The organism is Mycobacterium liflandii (assembly GCF_022354805.1).
In the GTDB taxonomy this organism is placed as follows: domain Bacteria; phylum Actinomycetota; class Actinomycetes; order Mycobacteriales; family Mycobacteriaceae; genus Mycobacterium; species Mycobacterium marinum.
In genome coordinates, this window is sequence record NZ_CP023138.1 from 4480006 (window position 1) to 4496568 (window position 16563).

At 63.6% G+C, this 16563-nt stretch carries 13 protein-coding genes and 3 pseudogenes; 10 read left to right on the forward strand and 6 right to left on the reverse strand.

What is annotated here, in order from left to right; all coding sequences use genetic code 11:
* Positions 1 to 52: 52 nt before the first annotated feature.
* Complete coding sequence (locus CKW46_RS19930) at positions 53 to 493, reverse strand: protease inhibitor I42 family protein (protein WP_012395075.1); 441 nt, start codon at positions 491 to 493, stop codon at positions 53 to 55.
* Positions 494 to 938: 445 nt separating this feature from the next.
* Between CKW46_RS19930 and CKW46_RS19935 the strand changes: the two genes are divergently transcribed.
* The 6 genes and pseudogenes from CKW46_RS19935 (at position 939) to CKW46_RS19960 (ending at position 7671) form a co-directional block, all read left to right on the forward strand.
* The gene (locus CKW46_RS19935; protein ID WP_482052303.1) at positions 939 to 2069 is read left to right on the forward strand and encodes a DUF5685 family protein; all 1131 of its coding nucleotides are present in this window, start codon (positions 939 to 941) and stop codon (positions 2067 to 2069) included.
* Positions 2070 to 2164: 95 nt separating this feature from the next.
* The gene (locus CKW46_RS19940) at positions 2165 to 3757 is read left to right on the forward strand and encodes a Na+/H+ antiporter (protein WP_482052304.1); all 1593 of its coding nucleotides are present in this window, start codon (positions 2165 to 2167) and stop codon (positions 3755 to 3757) included.
* Between the two features lie 62 nt (positions 3758 to 3819).
* Positions 3820 to 4470, forward strand: coding sequence for a TetR/AcrR family transcriptional regulator (locus CKW46_RS19945; RefSeq protein WP_041299381.1), 651 nt, complete (start codon positions 3820 to 3822; stop codon positions 4468 to 4470).
* Positions 4463 to 5989 carry an FAD-dependent monooxygenase gene (locus tag CKW46_RS19950; RefSeq protein ID WP_482052305.1) on the forward strand — a complete coding sequence of 509 codons (1527 nt, stop codon included), beginning with the start codon at positions 4463 to 4465 and terminating at the stop codon, positions 5987 to 5989. The genes CKW46_RS19945 and CKW46_RS19950 overlap by 8 nt, the downstream gene beginning before the upstream one ends.
* Before the next feature lie 83 nt (positions 5990 to 6072).
* On the forward strand, positions 6073 to 6939 hold the full coding sequence (locus CKW46_RS19955) for a TIGR03619 family F420-dependent LLM class oxidoreductase (RefSeq protein WP_015356319.1): 867 nt from the start codon (positions 6073 to 6075) through the stop codon (positions 6937 to 6939).
* Positions 6936 to 7671, forward strand: a pseudogene (locus CKW46_RS19960) (hypothetical protein). Before CKW46_RS19955 ends, CKW46_RS19960 begins: the two are co-directional and overlap by 4 nt.
* Here the strand turns inward: CKW46_RS19960 and CKW46_RS19965 are convergent.
* Positions 7665 to 8150, reverse strand: a complete 486-nt coding sequence (locus tag CKW46_RS19965) for a hypothetical protein (protein ID WP_238559392.1) — start codon at positions 8148 to 8150, stop codon at positions 7665 to 7667. The pseudogene CKW46_RS19960 and the gene CKW46_RS19965 overlap by 7 nt on opposite strands.
* A gap of 776 nt (positions 8151 to 8926) precedes the next feature.
* Between CKW46_RS19965 and CKW46_RS19970 the strand changes: the two genes are divergently transcribed.
* Positions 8927 to 10093: a PPE family protein gene (locus CKW46_RS19970; RefSeq protein ID WP_240274708.1), complete on the forward strand. Its 1167-nt coding sequence runs from the start codon at positions 8927 to 8929 to the stop codon at positions 10091 to 10093.
* 75 nt (positions 10094 to 10168) lie between these two features.
* On the opposite strand, the pseudogene CKW46_RS19975 reads toward CKW46_RS19970, so the two are convergent.
* Positions 10169 to 10899 (reverse strand): annotated as a pseudogene (locus CKW46_RS19975) (CDP-diacylglycerol diphosphatase).
* A gap of 609 nt (positions 10900 to 11508) precedes the next feature.
* Here CKW46_RS19975 and CKW46_RS19980 point away from each other — a divergent pair.
* Positions 11509 to 12723 (forward strand): annotated as a pseudogene (locus CKW46_RS19980) (ISAs1-like element IS2404/ISMul1 family transposase).
* Here CKW46_RS19980 and CKW46_RS19985 read toward each other — a convergent pair.
* The gene (locus CKW46_RS19985) at positions 12720 to 13118 is read right to left on the reverse strand and encodes a hypothetical protein (RefSeq protein WP_482052306.1); all 399 of its coding nucleotides are present in this window, start codon (positions 13116 to 13118) and stop codon (positions 12720 to 12722) included. The pseudogene CKW46_RS19980 and the gene CKW46_RS19985 sit on opposite strands and share 4 nt — an antisense overlap.
* Before the next feature lie 38 nt (positions 13119 to 13156).
* Positions 13157 to 13630 carry a hypothetical protein gene (locus CKW46_RS19990; RefSeq protein WP_020786944.1) on the reverse strand — a complete coding sequence of 158 codons (474 nt, stop codon included), beginning with the start codon at positions 13628 to 13630 and terminating at the stop codon, positions 13157 to 13159.
* A 32-nt stretch (positions 13631 to 13662) separates the two neighbouring features.
* On the opposite strand from CKW46_RS19990, the gene CKW46_RS19995 reads away from it, so the two are divergent.
* Positions 13663 to 14997, forward strand: coding sequence for a M23 family metallopeptidase (locus tag CKW46_RS19995; RefSeq protein WP_015356324.1), 1335 nt, complete (start codon positions 13663 to 13665; stop codon positions 14995 to 14997).
* 52 nt (positions 14998 to 15049) lie between these two features.
* On the forward strand, positions 15050 to 16045 hold the full coding sequence (locus tag CKW46_RS20000) for an alpha/beta fold hydrolase (protein ID WP_015356325.1): 996 nt from the start codon (positions 15050 to 15052) through the stop codon (positions 16043 to 16045).
* A 71-nt stretch (positions 16046 to 16116) separates the two neighbouring features.
* On the opposite strand, the gene CKW46_RS20005 is transcribed toward CKW46_RS20000, so the two are convergent.
* Complete coding sequence (locus tag CKW46_RS20005) at positions 16117 to 16437, reverse strand: DUF732 domain-containing protein (RefSeq protein WP_015356326.1); 321 nt, start codon at positions 16435 to 16437, stop codon at positions 16117 to 16119.
* Positions 16438 to 16563: the final 126 nt, after the last annotated feature.

The window sequence follows — 16563 nt, forward strand, 5'->3', positions numbered from 1 at the left end:
ACACATTGGTGCGGGTAGGCGCGCACGCACCAACGCAGCGCCGCGGCGGCGACTACTTCACGGTCACCTTCGCGGTGAAGGTACACGTCGGAGTGTTGTCGCTGCCTACGAAACTGGCATAGCCGGTGGTGATCGTGGTTGTGCCGGGCTTGAGCGCCGTGAATGTCCACACTTCGGTTCCAGGCGCTCCGATCACGTCGGTATCCGGCCGGACATACCGATGACTGATCTGATTCAGCACGGTGGGATCTCCGATCGTCGCGTCTTCGGTCCAGCGGTAGGGCGTGGTGTAGTTGGATCCCAGGGTCACCAGGAGTGTGTCGCCGACCGAGAGCGTGATGTCACGCTCGATGCTGCTCTGCTTCAACACCTCATCCATCGAAACATCGATGGTCTTGGTAGCCGGCGACCGACCGCGATGCGAGCAGCCGGTGCTGCCCATCACCACCGAGAGAATGAGCATCGCAACGGTCACCATGAGCTTGAAGTTCATCTACACCACCCTTCGATCCGGGTTCGCAGCTTAGTCCCCCGGTGCTCCCGGTGCGGCGAAAGCACGCTGCGTGCGCCGCCGCAGTGTTTGTATCGGCCGAGGCGGGCAACGGCGTGCTCCAAGATCAACCGCGGGATTATCAACGCCCGGAATTGATTTCGCCGCCAGTCAAGATCGGCCCACGATCCCACCCTTTGGCTCCGGCACAGACACCGGCACCTGGGCTAGCGGGGTTTCAGACATTGCTTGGTGTATTGCACTGGCCACAAACAACTTTCACAGCAAGGCGAAAACACCGCACACCAGCCGGCGCCGCCAATCGCACCCCGCGTTCTCACGATGGAGTTCGTGCTGGCCGGCAGCCGTTTCCCAGGGCGGCCAACTCCGGCGCGGCGGGCGCTACGTTTACCCGGACGCACGGCGCCTGCTCCGGTAGCTTCGATCCGTGTTTGGCATCATCCGGCCCTGCCGCCATCGGCTAGGCCGAGAACTCACGGCCGCCTGGCGCGCCCAGTTGTGCGGGCTGTGCCTGGCGCTGCGTGACGACTACGGTCAGGCCGCACGGATCGCCACCAACTACGACGGGTTGGTGGTATCCGTACTGGTCGAAGCGCAGTCCATGACGCCTGCGACCCGGCGAACGGCCGGACCTTGCCCGTTGCGCGGGATGCGCCGGGCCGACGTCGCGACCGGCGAATGTGCGCGACTGGCCGCCGTGGTCTCGTTGGCGCTGGCCGCAGCGCGAGTGCGCGACCACATCGAGGACCGAGACGGCGTTGTTGGTGCGGCACCGATACGACCCACGGCGCGGCGCATCGCGCAGCGATGGGTCCGCCAGGGCACGGATGCCGGGAACGCGCTGGGCTTCGACACCAACGTGCTGGTCGCCGCGATGGACCGACAGGCCGATCTGGAGGCCAACGCCGTTGCGGGCAGCTCACTGTTACTGGTGACCGAGCCCACCGAGACGGCGGTCGCCGCGGCATTCGAGCACACCGCGGTGTTGGCGCAGCGCCCCGCCAACCAAGCTCCGCTGCGCGAGATCGGCCGCCTCTTCGGACGGATCGCACACCTGCTGGACGCCGTCGCCGACTACCACGACGACCTGGCGCGGGGAAAGTGGAATCCGCTGACCGCGACCGCAACATCCATCGCAGCGGTCCGCCCCCTTTGTGACGACGCGCTGCTGGGTATCGAACTCGCGCTGGCCGACGTGGACTTCACCGACGGAAGGCTGGCCCGGCGGCTGTTGACCCGGGAGGTGCGCCACAGCGTATCGCGCACGTTCAGCCAGCTCGGATACCCGGGGTACAAAGCGACGCCGCACGGTCGGCAGGAACCGATCAACTTCGGCGCCCAGCCGATGAGCGCCGGCCCCCACCCCGGACTACCAGGCGAGCCTGCACCCAACCCCGACCAAAGCCCCAAGCGGGGGTGCTGGAACACCTGCACCGAAGACCGCTGCTGTGACTGCACCTGTGATTGCTGCGAGGGCTGCTGCGACGACGACTGTTGCTGCGATTGCGGTGATTGCGGTGATTGCTGCGACTGCGGAGACTGCTGCGACTGCTCATAGCGCGACCACCCGCCAATCCGCCTGACCGCTGCGCCGACAGCGATCACCCGCCCGGCGCCTGAGCGAGCACCTGGTGCGTACGCGAGGATGGTCTGGTGTTTGGGCTTGTCGTCATCGTCGCGCTGGTGGCCACCGTGGTCATTGGCACCGTCCTGGGACGCCGCTATCGCGTAGGCCCCCCGGTGCTGCTCATTCTGCTGGGCGCGCTGCTGGGCCTGGTCCCTCGTTTCGGAGATGTCCAGATCGACGGCGAGATCGTCCTGCTGCTGTTCTTGCCCGCGATCCTGTACTGGGAGAGCCTGAACACCAGTTTCCGCGAACTTCGCTGGAATCTGCGCATCGTCATCATGTTCAGCATCGGCCTGGTGATCGCGACCGCGGTGGCCGTGTCGTGGACGGCGCGGGCGCTCGGCATGGAGTCCCACGCCGCCGCGGTCCTCGGTGCGGTGCTCTCCCCCACCGATGCCGCCGCCGTGGCCGGTCTGGCCAAACGACTGCCGCGCCGGGCCCTGACCGTGTTACGCGGCGAGAGCCTCATCAATGACGGGACCGCGCTAGTCCTGTTCGCCGTGACCGTCGCGGTCGCCGAGGGCTCCGCCCAGCTTGGACCGGCCGCCCTGGCCGGCCGGTTCGTGGTGTCCTACCTCGGTGGCATTGTTGCCGGGCTGCTGGTCGGTGGACTGGTGACAATGCTGCGCCGCAAAATCGATGCACCGCTCGAGGAGGGAGCCCTGAGCCTGCTGACGCCGTTCGCGGCGTTCTTGCTCGCCCAATCCATGCACTGCAGCGGTGTCGTCGCCGTGCTGATCTCGGCTTTGGTTCTCACCTACACGGGTCCGCGAGTGATCCGGGCGCGGTCGCGGATGCAGTCCTACGCCTTCTGGGACATCACCACCTTCCTCATCAACGGGTCTTTGTGGGTGTTCGTCGGCGTTCAGATCCCCGGTGCGATAGACCACATCTCCAATATCGACGGCGGACTTCGGCGCGCCACGTTCATCGCACTCGCTGTCACCGGCGTGATCATCGCGACCCGAATCGTCTGGGTGGAGGTGACCACCGTGTTGGGGGTCGCGCTGGACCGCTTCCTGAAAAAGGACACCCGCCACGTCGGCTTTCGGCAGCGCTGCATCACCAGCTGGGCTGGATTCCGCGGTGCGGTGTCACTCGCCGCCGCGCTCGCGGTTCCCATGACCACCCACAGCGGCGCCCCGTTCCCGGATCGAAACCTCATCATTTTTGTCGTATCCGTCGTCATATTGGTGACCGTGCTGGTCCAGGGCAGCTCGCTGCCCGCGGTGGTCCGGTGGGCCCGAGTACCCGGGGACGTTGCGCACGCCGACGAAGTTCAACTGGCCCGAACCCGCAGCGCCGAAGCCGCCCTCGAGGTCCTGCCGGACGTCGCAAGCGAGCTCGGGGTGAGTCCGGACCTGTTGAAACGGCTGACCAAGGAATACGAGGAGCGCGCCACGATCATCCGGGAAAACGGCGACGATTCCGCGCCCAGCGACCTCGCCCAGCGCACCGATCTGGTCCGACGGGTGCGTCTTGGGGTGCTCGAACATCAACGCCACGCCATCACGGAGCTGCGCAACCAGAACCTCATCGATGACATCGTGTTGCGCGAAGTGCAAGCCGACATGGACTTGGAAGAGGTCCAGCTACTCGACCCCGTCGAACATGATTGACCGTAGATAATTTCCTGGCAGGCAATTTTGCCCGATGGGCAATTATCCACTATGCTCTTGCCGTGCCCGACGATCACCCGCCGACAGGTCTGCGCCAGCGCAAGAAGGCCGACACCAGACGGGCGCTCAGCGACGCAGCACTGGCACTGGCATTCGAACGCGGGCTCGATAACGTCACCCGCGAAGACATCGCCAATGTGGCCGGGGTGTCGCTACGCACCTTCAATAACTACTTCACAGGCAAATATGAGGCGCTGGCCTACCGGCAAACCGAACGCATGCGACGCAGCATCGCGGCGCTGCGAGAGCGCCCCGCCGGCGAACCGCTCTGGACCGCGATCGCGCACGCCGTACTGGAACCGCTGCAGGCCGACCTCCACGAAGCCACGGCGGACGAGGACCGACTCCCGAGCCGTGGTGAGCTTGCCGAAGTCCGAAAATTGCTCATGAACCCGCAAATTCGCGAAGGGGCCTCACGCGAGCTGTTGGAGGATTGGCGCGACGCAATCGCCGAACGCACCGGCACCGACCCCGAGAACGACATGTATCCAAGGTTGGTGGTAGCAGTGGTGCGCGCGGTCGGCGACGCGGCAATGGATACTTACGCGACGGCCGATCCACCAGTGGCCATCACGGAGTTGATCCGGGCGGGTTTCGCCTCCGTAGCCGCCGGAATGCCCGAACCCGCCAAACCGGGGGAACAACGTGGTTGACGTGGCGGCCGATGTCGTGATCTCCGGCGCCGGACCAAACGGGCTGATGCTGGCCTGCGAACTCGCGTTGGCCGGCATCCGGCCCGTGGTACTCGACAAGCTATCCGGACCCAGTGCCGAACCAAAGGCCAATGGTCTTGTTGGGCAGGTTGTCCGGATGCTGGACATGCGGGGCCTCTATCAGAGTTTCAGCGGCGATGACAGTCCACCACAACCGGCGCAGGGCTGGATGTTCGCCGCCATGCCGCTGAGCTTCCTGGGCCTCAACGACAATTCCCTCTACACAATGCTGATGCCACAGCCCAGACTGGTGCGACTGCTAGAACAGCGGGCTAGCGCTCTTGGTGTGGACCTACGTTGGGGAGATGAACTCACCGGGTTTCGCTGCGACTCGCAATCCGTTGTGGCGGAGGTGTCCTCACCACAGCGCAGCTACGAAATCAGCTCCCGGTACCTGATTGGCGCCGACGGAGGCCGCAGCCTGGTGCGAAAGACGCTGGGCATCGAGTTCCCCGGATGCACCTCAGCCACCGTCGGCAGGCTGGCGCATGTGCAGCTTCCCGACGAGTTCCGCACCGCGGACCGTGCTGTCGAGATTCCAGAATTCGGTCGGCTTCCATTCGGGCACAGCCGTTTCGACCGTGGTGGGGTGATCTTTGCCGAGTTTGAACCGGGCCGGTCCATGCTGGGGACCATCGAGTTCGGTCCCCCCGTCGAGGAGCGGCCGATGTCGTTGGCCGAACTGCGCGAAAGCGTGCAGCGGGTGCTCGGCGTCGACATCCCCCTGAAAAGACCCAAAGGCCCCGGCCCCCACGCCCTGCGCCGCATCAACGGACAGAACACTCGACACGCGGAGCGATATCGTCGCGGGCGGGTATTGCTGCTAGGCGACGCCGCTCACGTGCACAGCCCGATGGGCGGCCCCGGCCTGAACCTGGGTCTACAGGACACATTCAACCTGGGATGGAAACTTGCCGCCGAGCTCAACGGCTGGGCCCCGGATGGTTTGCTCGACACCTACGAGTCCGAACGTCACCCGGTGGGCGCTCGAGTCATGATGCATTCGCTGGCCCAGACCGCGCTGATGGCCCCCGGGCCCGAAGTCGGCGCCCTGCGAGAGCTATTTGGCGAGCTGCTCACCATTCCCGAAGTCACCACACAGATGGGGGCGCTGCTGGCCGGGTCGGACCTCATCTACCCCGTCGGCGACGAGCACCCGCTGTCCGGGCGGCTGGTTCCCGTACTGACCACCGATGATGGACGACGTATCGATGAGCTGATGTGTGGTGCTCGTCCACTACTGATTGACCTCGCAGACGGTGACGCCGCGGCTGCGGCACAGGGCTGGGCCGATCGCGTCGAGATTGTGCACACCTCGATCGCCGATCGTCCGGCCGCCGCGATGCTGATCCGGCCCGACGGCTATGTCGCCTGGGCAGCAAACGCATTCGACACCGGGGCCCGAGGCAGCCTGCGGGACGCGTTGCAACGCTGGTTCGGCTCGCACCTGGGCGGCTGACCTCCGCCCGGCGACGCCGCTCGCCGAGACCGAGCCGCCAGGGACGACCCCGCCCATCCAAGAGGTTGTTAGCATCAATCGCGATGAGCGCCGCAGCCGCGAAGCTGTCCATTGCCACACCGGTGGTCACACTGCTACCCGGGGTCAGCGCCCCCTGGGAGAAGACCGCCTCGATCGAAGACCTGACCCAGATCGCCGAAACCGCAGACAAGTTGGGCTATTACCATCTGACCTGCAGTGAGCACATCGCGCTGCCAGCCGCGGAGAAACGGCGCCGCGGGACACGCTACTGGGATCCGCTGGCGACGTTGGGTTACCTCGCCGCCCGCACCCAGCGAATCCGGTTGGCTACCAACGTCCTGGTGCTCGGCTATCACCACCCGCTCGAGATCGCCAAGCGCTACGGCACCTTGGACACGGTCAGCAACGGTAGGCTCATCCTCGGCGTCGGCGTCGGTAGCCTCAAAGAAGAATTTGACCTCATCGGTGCGCCGTTTGAAAACCGGGGCGCGCGAGCCGACGACGCGTTGCGCGCGCTGCGCGCCGCATTGTCAGTACCCGAACCCAGATACCACGGCGAGTTCTATTCGTTTCGCGACATGGTGGTCGACCCGTGTGCCGTCCAGAAGCGCCTTCCCATCTGGGTGGGAGGGCGCACCCTGCGTTCGTTGCGGCGAGCCACCAGCCTCGCCGAAGGGTGGGTTCCCTTCGGAATAAGCTTGGGCGAAGCTCGGGACTGGCTGAGCCGCTTCGATATTGGATCAGGATTCGAAGTCGTGCTCAGTTCACCAGCGCCGTTGAACCCGATCGGCGACCCGGAAAGAACCCGGCACCTCCTCGCCGACCTCGCCGCGCACGGCGCCACCACCATCTGCGCCACGTTCGCGCACTCCTCGCGGCAGCAGTACCTGGATAACCTGCACGCACTGGCCGAGCTGGATTCACCGTGATCCGGACCGCCGCGGGGATATTCAGCCTGACCGCAGCCGCGCCGCCCGACGATGACGGCAACTATCTGCGCTGGCACCTGCTCGATCACATGCCCGAGCAATACCAGCTCCCCGGCATCGTGCACGGCCTGCGCTGGATCGCCGATGGCGACTACCTCAGCTCACGGCTGGCCGCTCGCGGACCGCTGGGCAAGATTTGCAACGCGGTGCACTACCTCGTCGGTGAACCCGTGCGGCAGACCTTCGACGACTTTGTGGCACTGGGGCGCACGCTGGCCGACACTGGCCGCTTCCCCGTCAAGCGACCGCTATTGCGGGTGAGCGGTGTGCGCTTGCTGCATCGGCACTCCGCACCGAGCGCGCTTATCTCTGCGGAGGTCGTGCCGTTTCGGCCACACCGCGGGATAGTGCTGATCGTCGAGGAACCTACTGGCACCCGCCCCGATACGTGGCTGCAATGGCTGCACGCCGAACACTACCCGGCGCTGCTGGCCAGCCCTGGCGTTGCGGGAGCTTGGACCTTCGGCTCGAGCACCGCGTGGAATCCGTTGCCACGCGGCTGGTATCCCGGCCCGCAATACATCACCGTCGTGTACCTCGACGGGGATCCGCTGACCGCAACCAACGCGCTGGCGCCGATCGCCGAAGAGCGCTGGCGATCAGGAGCGGTGCAACCGGTGTTCGCCGGACCGATGCGTACGATGGTTACACTGGGAAGTGTGGCCTCAATAGCCAAACGCAGCCCACGTGCCAGGCGGGTAGGGCGGGACTTTGCCGGCGAACACCGCGTCGGTCAAGGCGCAGAGCAGGTCAGAGACGGTTCCGGCATTTGCCAAGGTACTGATCGGGGCACCCGATTCAACGTGTGCCACCACCGCCTGCCAGAAATAGCCGAGACCTCCGTGCTCGTACCAGACAAACCAGTCGGCGTCGCGGTGGCCGGCCCGAATCAATCGACGGAAGGGCAGAGCGGGGTCCTCGACCGAATCTGTGCTGTTGAACGGCTCTCCGACATCGGCGATAGGCGGAAGCATTTGCAGCAGAGCGGGTGGCAATTCCCTCATGCTGTGCACTTCCTGTACGGATGTTGTCAATGTGCACTGCGTGTTAGGTACCGCCTTGACCGCCGGGGCAGTGAGCAACGACAGCACGACGCAGCCCAGGGCCCAGGCCGCAAGAACTCGTCGTTTGTCGAACCACCGGGCCGCCACCTTGTTCGCCCACTTTCTGGTGCGCCACCAGGGCTTTCACCCAGTTGGACTGTGACCAACGTCTCGCATCGAGCCCCGTGCAACGATGTTAACCGCTGCGGCGGTTCAGATTTCCGCGGGAGGCCAAAAGACGCGGGCGTCAATCATGCCCATTTGTCAATTATGTGGACATGGACTCCAGTGATCGACAGAATGGGCCCGCCGTGTACACAGGTTTGACACAGCTCTGAACTATTCTGGGATGGAGCTTTACGATAGGACTCAGATGAGCCCATGCGCAGAGACTCAGCTGAGCAGAGTACGACAACATCCCCCGTTTTACCCCACCCGTTTTACCCCGCCCCGTTTTCCAGCTGCTCCGTTGACAATAGCGACGTCAACGGAGAACTCCGAACCCCGTTCACAGTTGACAATGACAAGTTGACAATGGCAACATACTGTTAGACGACCGCGCACACGTATTCCGTGAGCTGGTGCGCCGCCGACGGCGTTCCCACCAGCGGGACCGCCGATTCATCGGTCTCATTCATTTCACCCTCAGGGAAAATGCGATGAACGGGATTCCTGCGCGGTCAATACCCCCGACGCTTCACACAACGCCATACCCGCCAAACACGAGCCAGTAGACCCATCGGTCACCTGAATCGAAGTCGAACACCCCGCAATCCCGGCGCCGGTCACTGCACCCGGACTGATCACGTCCGGCGCCGACTCATCTGCAACCACCGGTGACACAGCCGTCACCAGGTCCATTCACGAGGCACGGAGCATTGGTCATGAGCTTTATGATGTTGCCACCAGAGATCAACTCGACCCGCATGTACACCGGCCCGGGCTCGGCCTCGCTCAGGGCCGCCTCGGCAAGCTGGAACAGCGTCTCGGTCGGATTGCATTCCGCCGCCGAGTCTTACCGGGCCATGATCGCAGACCTGACCAGCTTCCAATGGCTGGGTCCGTCTTCGGCCGCAATGGTCGCCTCAGTGCTGCCCTATGTTGGTTGGCTAGAGGCCACTGCCGTCCAGGCAGGACACTCGGCCATGCAGGCCTCGGCCGCGGCCGCGGCCTACGAGCAGGCGTTCGCGATGACGGTGCCGCCGCCGGCCATCGCCGTCAACCGCGCCGAACTCGCGGCACTGATTGCCACGAACTTCTTCGGCCAAAACACCGCGGCGATCGCGGCCAACGAAGCCGAATACGCCGAGATGTGGGCCACCGACGCCACCGCGATGACCAGCTACTCCTCCACCTCGGCCGCCGCAAGAGCGTTGACCCCCTTCACTTCCCCGCATCAGACCACCAACCCCGCCGGCCTGGGCGCTCAAAGCGCCGCAGTGGCCAACTCCACCGCCAATGTGGCCGCTGATAGCGGCAACTGGCTAGGAAATCTGATCGACGCCATAGGTGTTGCGCTCCTGCCGATCGCTCCCGAACTCTCAGCAATCCTGATACCGCTGGGAGAGCTGATCAACATGATCCCCTGCCCATCGTTTTTGGCCGACGACTTCACCATCCTCGACGGCCTGCTGGCGTTCTACGCGACGATCGGTTCGATGCAGGACATCCAGTCGATGGGCAGCGGAATCATCGGCACCGACGACACGCTGGGCCTCATCCCCCACGCCGCCGCCGACGCCCCCAACGCGCTCGCCGCACTCGGTGGTGAGCCGGCGCTGGGCGCCGAACTGGGCCCGATCGCAGCAGAGCTGACCAGTGGCAACAGAATTGGCCAAATGTCGGTCCCGCCCAGCTGGACCGAGCCGAAGGTCACCACCATCAAAGCGCTGCAGGCCACCCCGCTGACCACCCTGCCCACCGACGAGGTTCCCGCATCCGGCATCCCCGGAATGCCCGGAATGGCAATGACCGGAACAGGCCGCGGCGGCGTCACACCCCGATACGGAGTGCGACTGACCGTGATGCCCCGCCCATTCTCCGGCGGATAACCAGGCCGTAACCGGGCCCGTCCGGCAGTTCACCGCGCCGAGGGCCGCGTCCGAAACGGCAACTGCGCCATTGCGCTAGCGCAGGGCTTTGGCGACCGAGCAGTCGTGGTCCTGCAGGGTCTCTGCGGCAACCGGATCTTCGTCCGTTCCCTCGACTACCAGCAGTAGGAACCGATCCGGCGCCACGTTGGCGAGCGCGACCGAGGCGTTTTCCATCTTCTTGCTATCGGCGGCCACCTTATCGTGAATGTCGCGGAATAGGTTCTTGGACTTGAGGGTGTCGGTGTTCACCGCCAAGACGTGATAACTATGGCCACCCAAATCGACCGGGAGCTGCTTCCAGCGAACGTAGTCAGCTGCGTTGACCTCCTTCAAAGTGGCCAATGTCGCTGGTGACGAACACGATATGTGAATGTGCAGCTGATCTTGGCTGCGTGCATTCTATGCATTGATCGTGAGCACCAGATGGGACTCCGGAAGCGCGTTGTTCAGCCGAGCAGTCACCGCGAATCGATCGGCCCAGGCCTCATAGAGGTACTTACCAGTCGACGGCTCCTGCAGGGCCTGATCCTCGATTCCACTGACCCGGGCCAGTGGTAGCAACAGGAACTGATATGGGTCACCGGCGGCCTTGTACAAGGCGATGCCGGAGCTTTCGTCCACCAGCGTGCAGGGGGCATAAGCACCCGTACGTTGATAGTCACGCTCGCACCGGTCGTGCACAATCTTCCAAAGTTGATCCCGGTCGGCCGGTGGCCGGGTAGCCGGGTAGCCGCTCCTCGCGCACCAGCCAAGGTCCCCACCACGGCCGCCACCAGAGCCACCACCAACACGCCGCGATGCGCGAGCCCGGCAATCGCTTTGGACAATTTCAGCCTGCAGGCTGAAACGGTTGGCCGAAGGGCATCCAGCCGCGTTCGTGCTGCGCTCTGCACAAAATCCGCCTCACTGTCCGCGCGATTCACTGTCCCTCAACGTTTTTCGCCCATCTAGATCATCTGTATAGCACGAGATCGTCGGGCCGAAGAGAGACGGGTTCGCCGTGATTCGATCTGGTCACCGCCGCTCCTGCGGGGTTACTAAAACCGTTCGACAACCAGTTGCGCGAACGCGTGATCGGTCGAACTCTGGCCGTCCGGGGTCTTGATGTCGGGGTCGTAGATCTCCAGCTTGATCCCATCGAGCTTGATGCCATTTTGATGGCCGAAGTAGTAGTTCGTCGTCTTGCGGACCGTGAGGATCCCGTTGATGATGCTCTTTTGGGCATACAGGCAGGGCTCCGGCGTTGTTGATTAGCAGGCTTGTGAGCTGGGTTGATGATCTTTGGTGCCGCGCTATTGGGGCCGGAGTGTAGGCACGGGCTATCTGGAGAACGATCGAGTTGGTTACTGTTCGTCGTTGGTCTGGAGTTGCCCGTGCCTACCGTTTCAGTATTGCCTGTGTCGTCGGTTCCAGAGGTGTTCGACCGCTGGAGTCCTGGTGAGCGCAATGAGCTCATCGGATCGGAGTTTCTCGATGTGTTGGCCTCGGTGCCAGACCCGAGGGACCCACGCGGTCGGAGGTATTCGCTGATGGCTTTGTTGGCGATCGCGGTTCTGGCCACTGCCGCGGGGATGCGCGGCTATGCTGTTTTTGCCGCTGTTTTTGCCACATGGGCGGCCACCGCTCCCGATGATGTGTTGGCCTAATTAGGGGTCCGGTTCCGGCGGCCCAGTGAGAAGACCTTCCGCGCTGTTTTGTCTCGGCTAGACCCCGCCGACCTCAACGCCAGGATGGGCAGTTACTTCACTGCACACGTGGCCAGCAGCGACCCCAGTGGATTGGTGCCGATCGCGTTGGACGGCAAGATGCTGCGTGGTGCTTTACGCGCCAAAGCGACAGCCACGCATCTCGTGTCGGTGTTCGCCCACCGTGCCCGATTGGTGCTCGGTCAACTCGCTGTCGCCGAGAAAAGCAATGAAATTCCCTGCGTACGTGCCCTGCTCACGCTGCTGCCGGGTAGCTTGCGGTGGCTGGTCACCGTGGATGCGATGCATACCCAGGTCGTCACCGCGAAGTTGATCTGCGCCACCTTGAAGTCGCACTACCTGATGATCGTCAAGTCCAACCAAGCCAAAATACTTGCGCGTATCACCGCGCTGCCCTGGGCCGAGGTGCCCACAGCCGCTACCGACGACTCCCGCGGCCACGGCCGTGTCGAGACCCGCACCCTGCAAATCATCACCGCTGCACGAGGAATCGGCTTCCCCTACGCAAAACAAATCATCCGGATCACTCGTGAACGCTTGATCACCGCCACCGACCAGCGCAGCGTGGAGGTGGTCTATGCCATCTGCAGCCTGCCGTTCGAGCACGCCCGCCCTACCGCGATCATGACCTGGATGCGTCAACACTGGGGAATCGAGAACAGCCTGCACTGGATACGCGACGTCACCTTCGACGAAGACCGTCAAAGGGCACATACCGGAAACGGCGCACAGGTCCTAGCAACGCTACGCAACACCGCGATCAATCTGCACCGCCTCAACGGCGCCGACAACATCGCCGAAGCCTGCCGGATCACCGCTTTGACCGCCAACCGCCGCCTAGACCTCCTCAATCCACAATTCCCCAGCTCACAAGCCTGCTAATCAACAACGCCGGAGCCCTGGGCATACAGGGGGTCTTGCAGGGACCCGAGAATCTCGGCCTTCTTCTCGTCGGCATTCCAGAAGAACGCGTATCCGGGCGCTGAGTAGGTGGCAGCCTGCTGCTGTGGTGTCAGCTGAAACCCGAACAGGGTCAGCGACCAACCATCAATGCGGTAGGTACCCGGCTGTAACGTCACCCGGCCATTCGATTTGTCATACTTGATGTAACCGTGCGCATCCATGTTCACGTCATTGAATACGCGGACATTCATACCCGGTTTCATCGGCATGTTGCTCAGGCCTCGTTCGGTGAACGCACCCCAAAGGCGTGGCTCCGGCGGCGCACCCACACAGCCCGTGAGGGCCAGCGCCAGCACACCAACCAGTAGCAACAACCGGTACCCTATCGGGGGTTTCTGCTGGTCCCGGCGCTTCACAGCAACGGCCGACGTTCGATCGCGGCTGACACCTGCTCGGTCATCCAATAGCTAACCGCCATCGACCGGTCCCCACTCGGAAAGCCGATGCCTTCAAAAATGACTTCGCCAACCGCCGCCGGCAGGCTGACATTTTGCCGCCGGTGCCGCCAGGTCAACCGGTAGGAGGCTCCACTCCGTTGTATTCGCAGATCGAGATCACCGGTTAAATCACCGGCGGCATCGAAATATTGGGCCCGGTAATCGCCGGGAAAACCATTGGAAGTGTCGCCTCGCGCGCGGCCGACACCGATCGCACCGCCGGACTTCATCGCCGCCGTCGACAGATACCGTGCATTGATCACGCCGTCTTGCTCATTGCTAATGTGATATTCGCCAACGCCGATTACCCGGGTACTGATCATGTGCAGCATGGTAAGCCGGTGGCGGATGGCTTCGCCGAAGTAGCGGTTCTCAATGACTAAGCTCACGGAGTCCGACGTCAACCAAGGAGGCATACCTGATGGCATACGAGCAACCACGACACCGGGCGCGCAGTCCGTTCTGGAAGTCGTTGGCTGTCTTCTGGTTAGCACTCTCTGTTGCCGCATGCTCATCGAGTACCACTGGCGCCGAAGGCGCTTCGACCAACGCCAACGGCACAGACAACGCGCTCGAGGGAGTAACGGTTCCCGACGCGTTCACACCGCTGACCATCGCGCCAATCAGCCGGCCGACGTTTCCGTTCCCCGGCACCGACGGCAAGTACCACCTGGCGTACGACGTGCAGATCACCAACGCCACCGGGGCTCCGGCGGCCCTCACCAGCGTCGATGTAGTCGACGCCCAGGACCCCAGCAAGGTACTCACCTCGTTCTCGGGTACCCAGTTGGTCGACCCCAAGTGCAGCTATGGAAACTGCAACCGGCTGCGACAGCTGACCGGAAGACCGTCAACCGATTTCACCATCCCGCCACAAGGATCACGTGCGCTGCTGCTTGACTTCACGTTCGACAAGTTGGCGCAGTTCCCCAAGGCGGTGATGCTGCGGCTGCATGGCGCCGGGGTGACTGCCCCGGGCTCAAGCGCCGAATCCGGCCCCTTGGACACCCTGGGTGCGCCGTTCGACATCTCGGCCGGCACGCCGCGGGTGATCAGTCCGCCGCTGCGCGGCAACAACTGGGTGGCGTTCAACGGCTGCTGTGAACCGGGTTGGGCCCATCGCGACTCCATCCTCCCGCTGAACATGAAGCTGAACAACAGCCAGCGCTTCGCCATCGACTGGATGAGAACAAACGACCAGGGCAACTTTTTCGCCGGCGACAAGACCAACAACGACAGCTATATCTCCTACGGCAGCAGCGTGTATGCGGTGGCCGACGGCACCGTGACCTCGACGCTCGATGACATGGAAGCCAACGTGCCGGGCATCCTGCCGGCATCGGATCCGGCATTGGCGGCGAAGATAACGGTGGACAACGTCGATGGTAACCACATTGTCCTCGACATCGGCGGTGGCGCGTATGCGATGTATGCCCACCTCATCAAAGGCTCGCTGCTGGTCAAACCGGGCGACAAGGTGAAAAAGGGCCAAGAGATCGCAAAGCTGGGCAATACCGGCAATTCGAACGCCCCACATCTGCACTTCCAGCTGATGGACGGCCCTTCGCTGCTGGAAGCCGATGCACTGCCCTACGTGCTGGACACCTTCAGCTACCAGGGACAGGTCAGCCCGGCGACCGTCTGGGATGCCGACAACTACCTCAGCGGCTCCTTCTTCGGACCTGACCGGCTCGCGGCCCCGGAGCCTCGCACCAAGCAGCTTCCGGTCTTGCTGGCAATCGTGAACTTCGGGTAAGCCGCCGCCGGGCACACCCGCGGTGGTTGGAATAGTGCACAGGAGAATGGTCTTGGACATCTTCGCCGAATGGCAAAGCGGTGCTTCGACATTACGCTGGCGTTCAACCACTGCCGCCAATGCCGATGCCGAGGTCACGGTGTTCACCCGCCGTTGTGGCACACCCGACGCGCCAGCCCTGGTCCTGGTTCACGGCTTCCCAACCTCCAGCATCGACTACTTCGCATTGGCGCGCGAACTGGGCTCGGAGTTCGACATCTATGTGCTGGACTTCCCGGGCTACGGGCTGTCCGACAAGCCGCGGCAACCTTACGTCTACTCGTTGTATGACGATGCCCGTCTGCTCATTCACGCGATCAGACGGGTCTGGAAGCTCACCGAGTTCCGGATGCTCACCCACGACCGCGGCAGCAGCGTCGGCATGATCGCACTGGGAATGCTGGCCGCTGAGGATCCACCGGCGCTGCCCATCGACCTCATCATCACCAACGCCAACATCTACCTTCCGCTGTCGAACCTCACCGCATTCCAAACCGCGCTGCTCGACCCCGCGACGGCACGAGCCACCGCCGCCGCGACGACGCCCGAGCTACTCGCGGCCGGTCTCGGTGCGAGTACCTTCATGCCACGCAGGGCACTGGAAGATCCCGAGATCACCGCTTTGGCAAGGTGTTTTGCGCATAACGATGGAATCCAGGCACTACCAGACACAGTTCAGTATCTGCATGAACGTGCTGCAGGTGAAACCCATTGGCTTGAATCACTTTCCACGATAACCGTCAACACCACGCTGGTGTGGGGACTGCACGACACCGTCGCGCCGCTGCGTGTCCCCAACCATGTATGGCAGGCGTATCTGAAGAACCAACCCGGCCGAAGCCGCTACTGGGTGGTTCCCACCGCCGACCATTACCTGCAATGCGACGCCCCGGCGGAGCTAGCCGAGATCGTGCGTGTCACCGCCGCGGGCGGGGACGTTGCCCTGCAGACGCTCGGAGACCGGGCCGATGGCGCAGTTCTGGTCGATCAATGCGATGGTCCCGCTTAGCCGAAAGTGGGCCACAGGGCGTTGTTTCGGCACCGCCCGCGCCGCTGCGCTACTAACACCCTTGGGCCGCGTCAGGTCACGGCGAGGTGATGCGGGCAATAGTAGGTCGCCGAGATGACCGCAAAGTGCGCGGCAGCGTCCATGTCGAAGCCGGGGTTGCGCGCCGTCACTTCCTGAACTACGGCCAGACCGGATTCACCACGATCCAGGCACACGCACACCGCTCGGGCGGCATCGATTGCTTGGGCTGGGCTGGGATAGGTGATGCCGATCCGCTGCAAAGCGACCAGAAATCCGACATCATCGCCGGCGCGGGCAACACCGGCAACCCACACCGGCGCACCGAATACGACCGCGGCGCACACGCCCATTACCGCGATTAGCAATTTCATTGGCTCACACCGCCTTTGATCGGGGGCTGGCCGGCCTGAATCCCGCTGCACGATGCCTTGCCGGGCATTGGCGCATCGCAAAGGCCCGGCCAAGTCCGGCACCTGCAGCGAGATTGCAGCGAACTT

What these genes read in the sequence shown, in the direction of transcription:
- CKW46_RS19930 (WP_012395075.1), bottom strand. Translation starts at nt 493, where the DNA reads ATGAACTTCAAGCTCATGGTGACCGTTGCGATGCTCATTCTCTCGGTG.
- CKW46_RS19995 (WP_015356324.1), top strand. Translation starts at nt 13,663, where the DNA reads ATGGCATACGAGCAACCACGACACCGGGCGCGCAGTCCGTTCTGGAAG.
- CKW46_RS19970 (WP_240274708.1), top strand. Translation starts at nt 8,927, where the DNA reads ATGAGCTTTATGATGTTGCCACCAGAGATCAACTCGACCCGCATGTAC.
- CKW46_RS20005 (WP_015356326.1), bottom strand. Translation starts at nt 16,437, where the DNA reads ATGAAATTGCTAATCGCGGTAATGGGCGTGTGCGCCGCGGTCGTATTC.
- CKW46_RS19955 (WP_015356319.1), top strand. Translation starts at nt 6,073, where the DNA reads ATGAGCGCCGCAGCCGCGAAGCTGTCCATTGCCACACCGGTGGTCACA.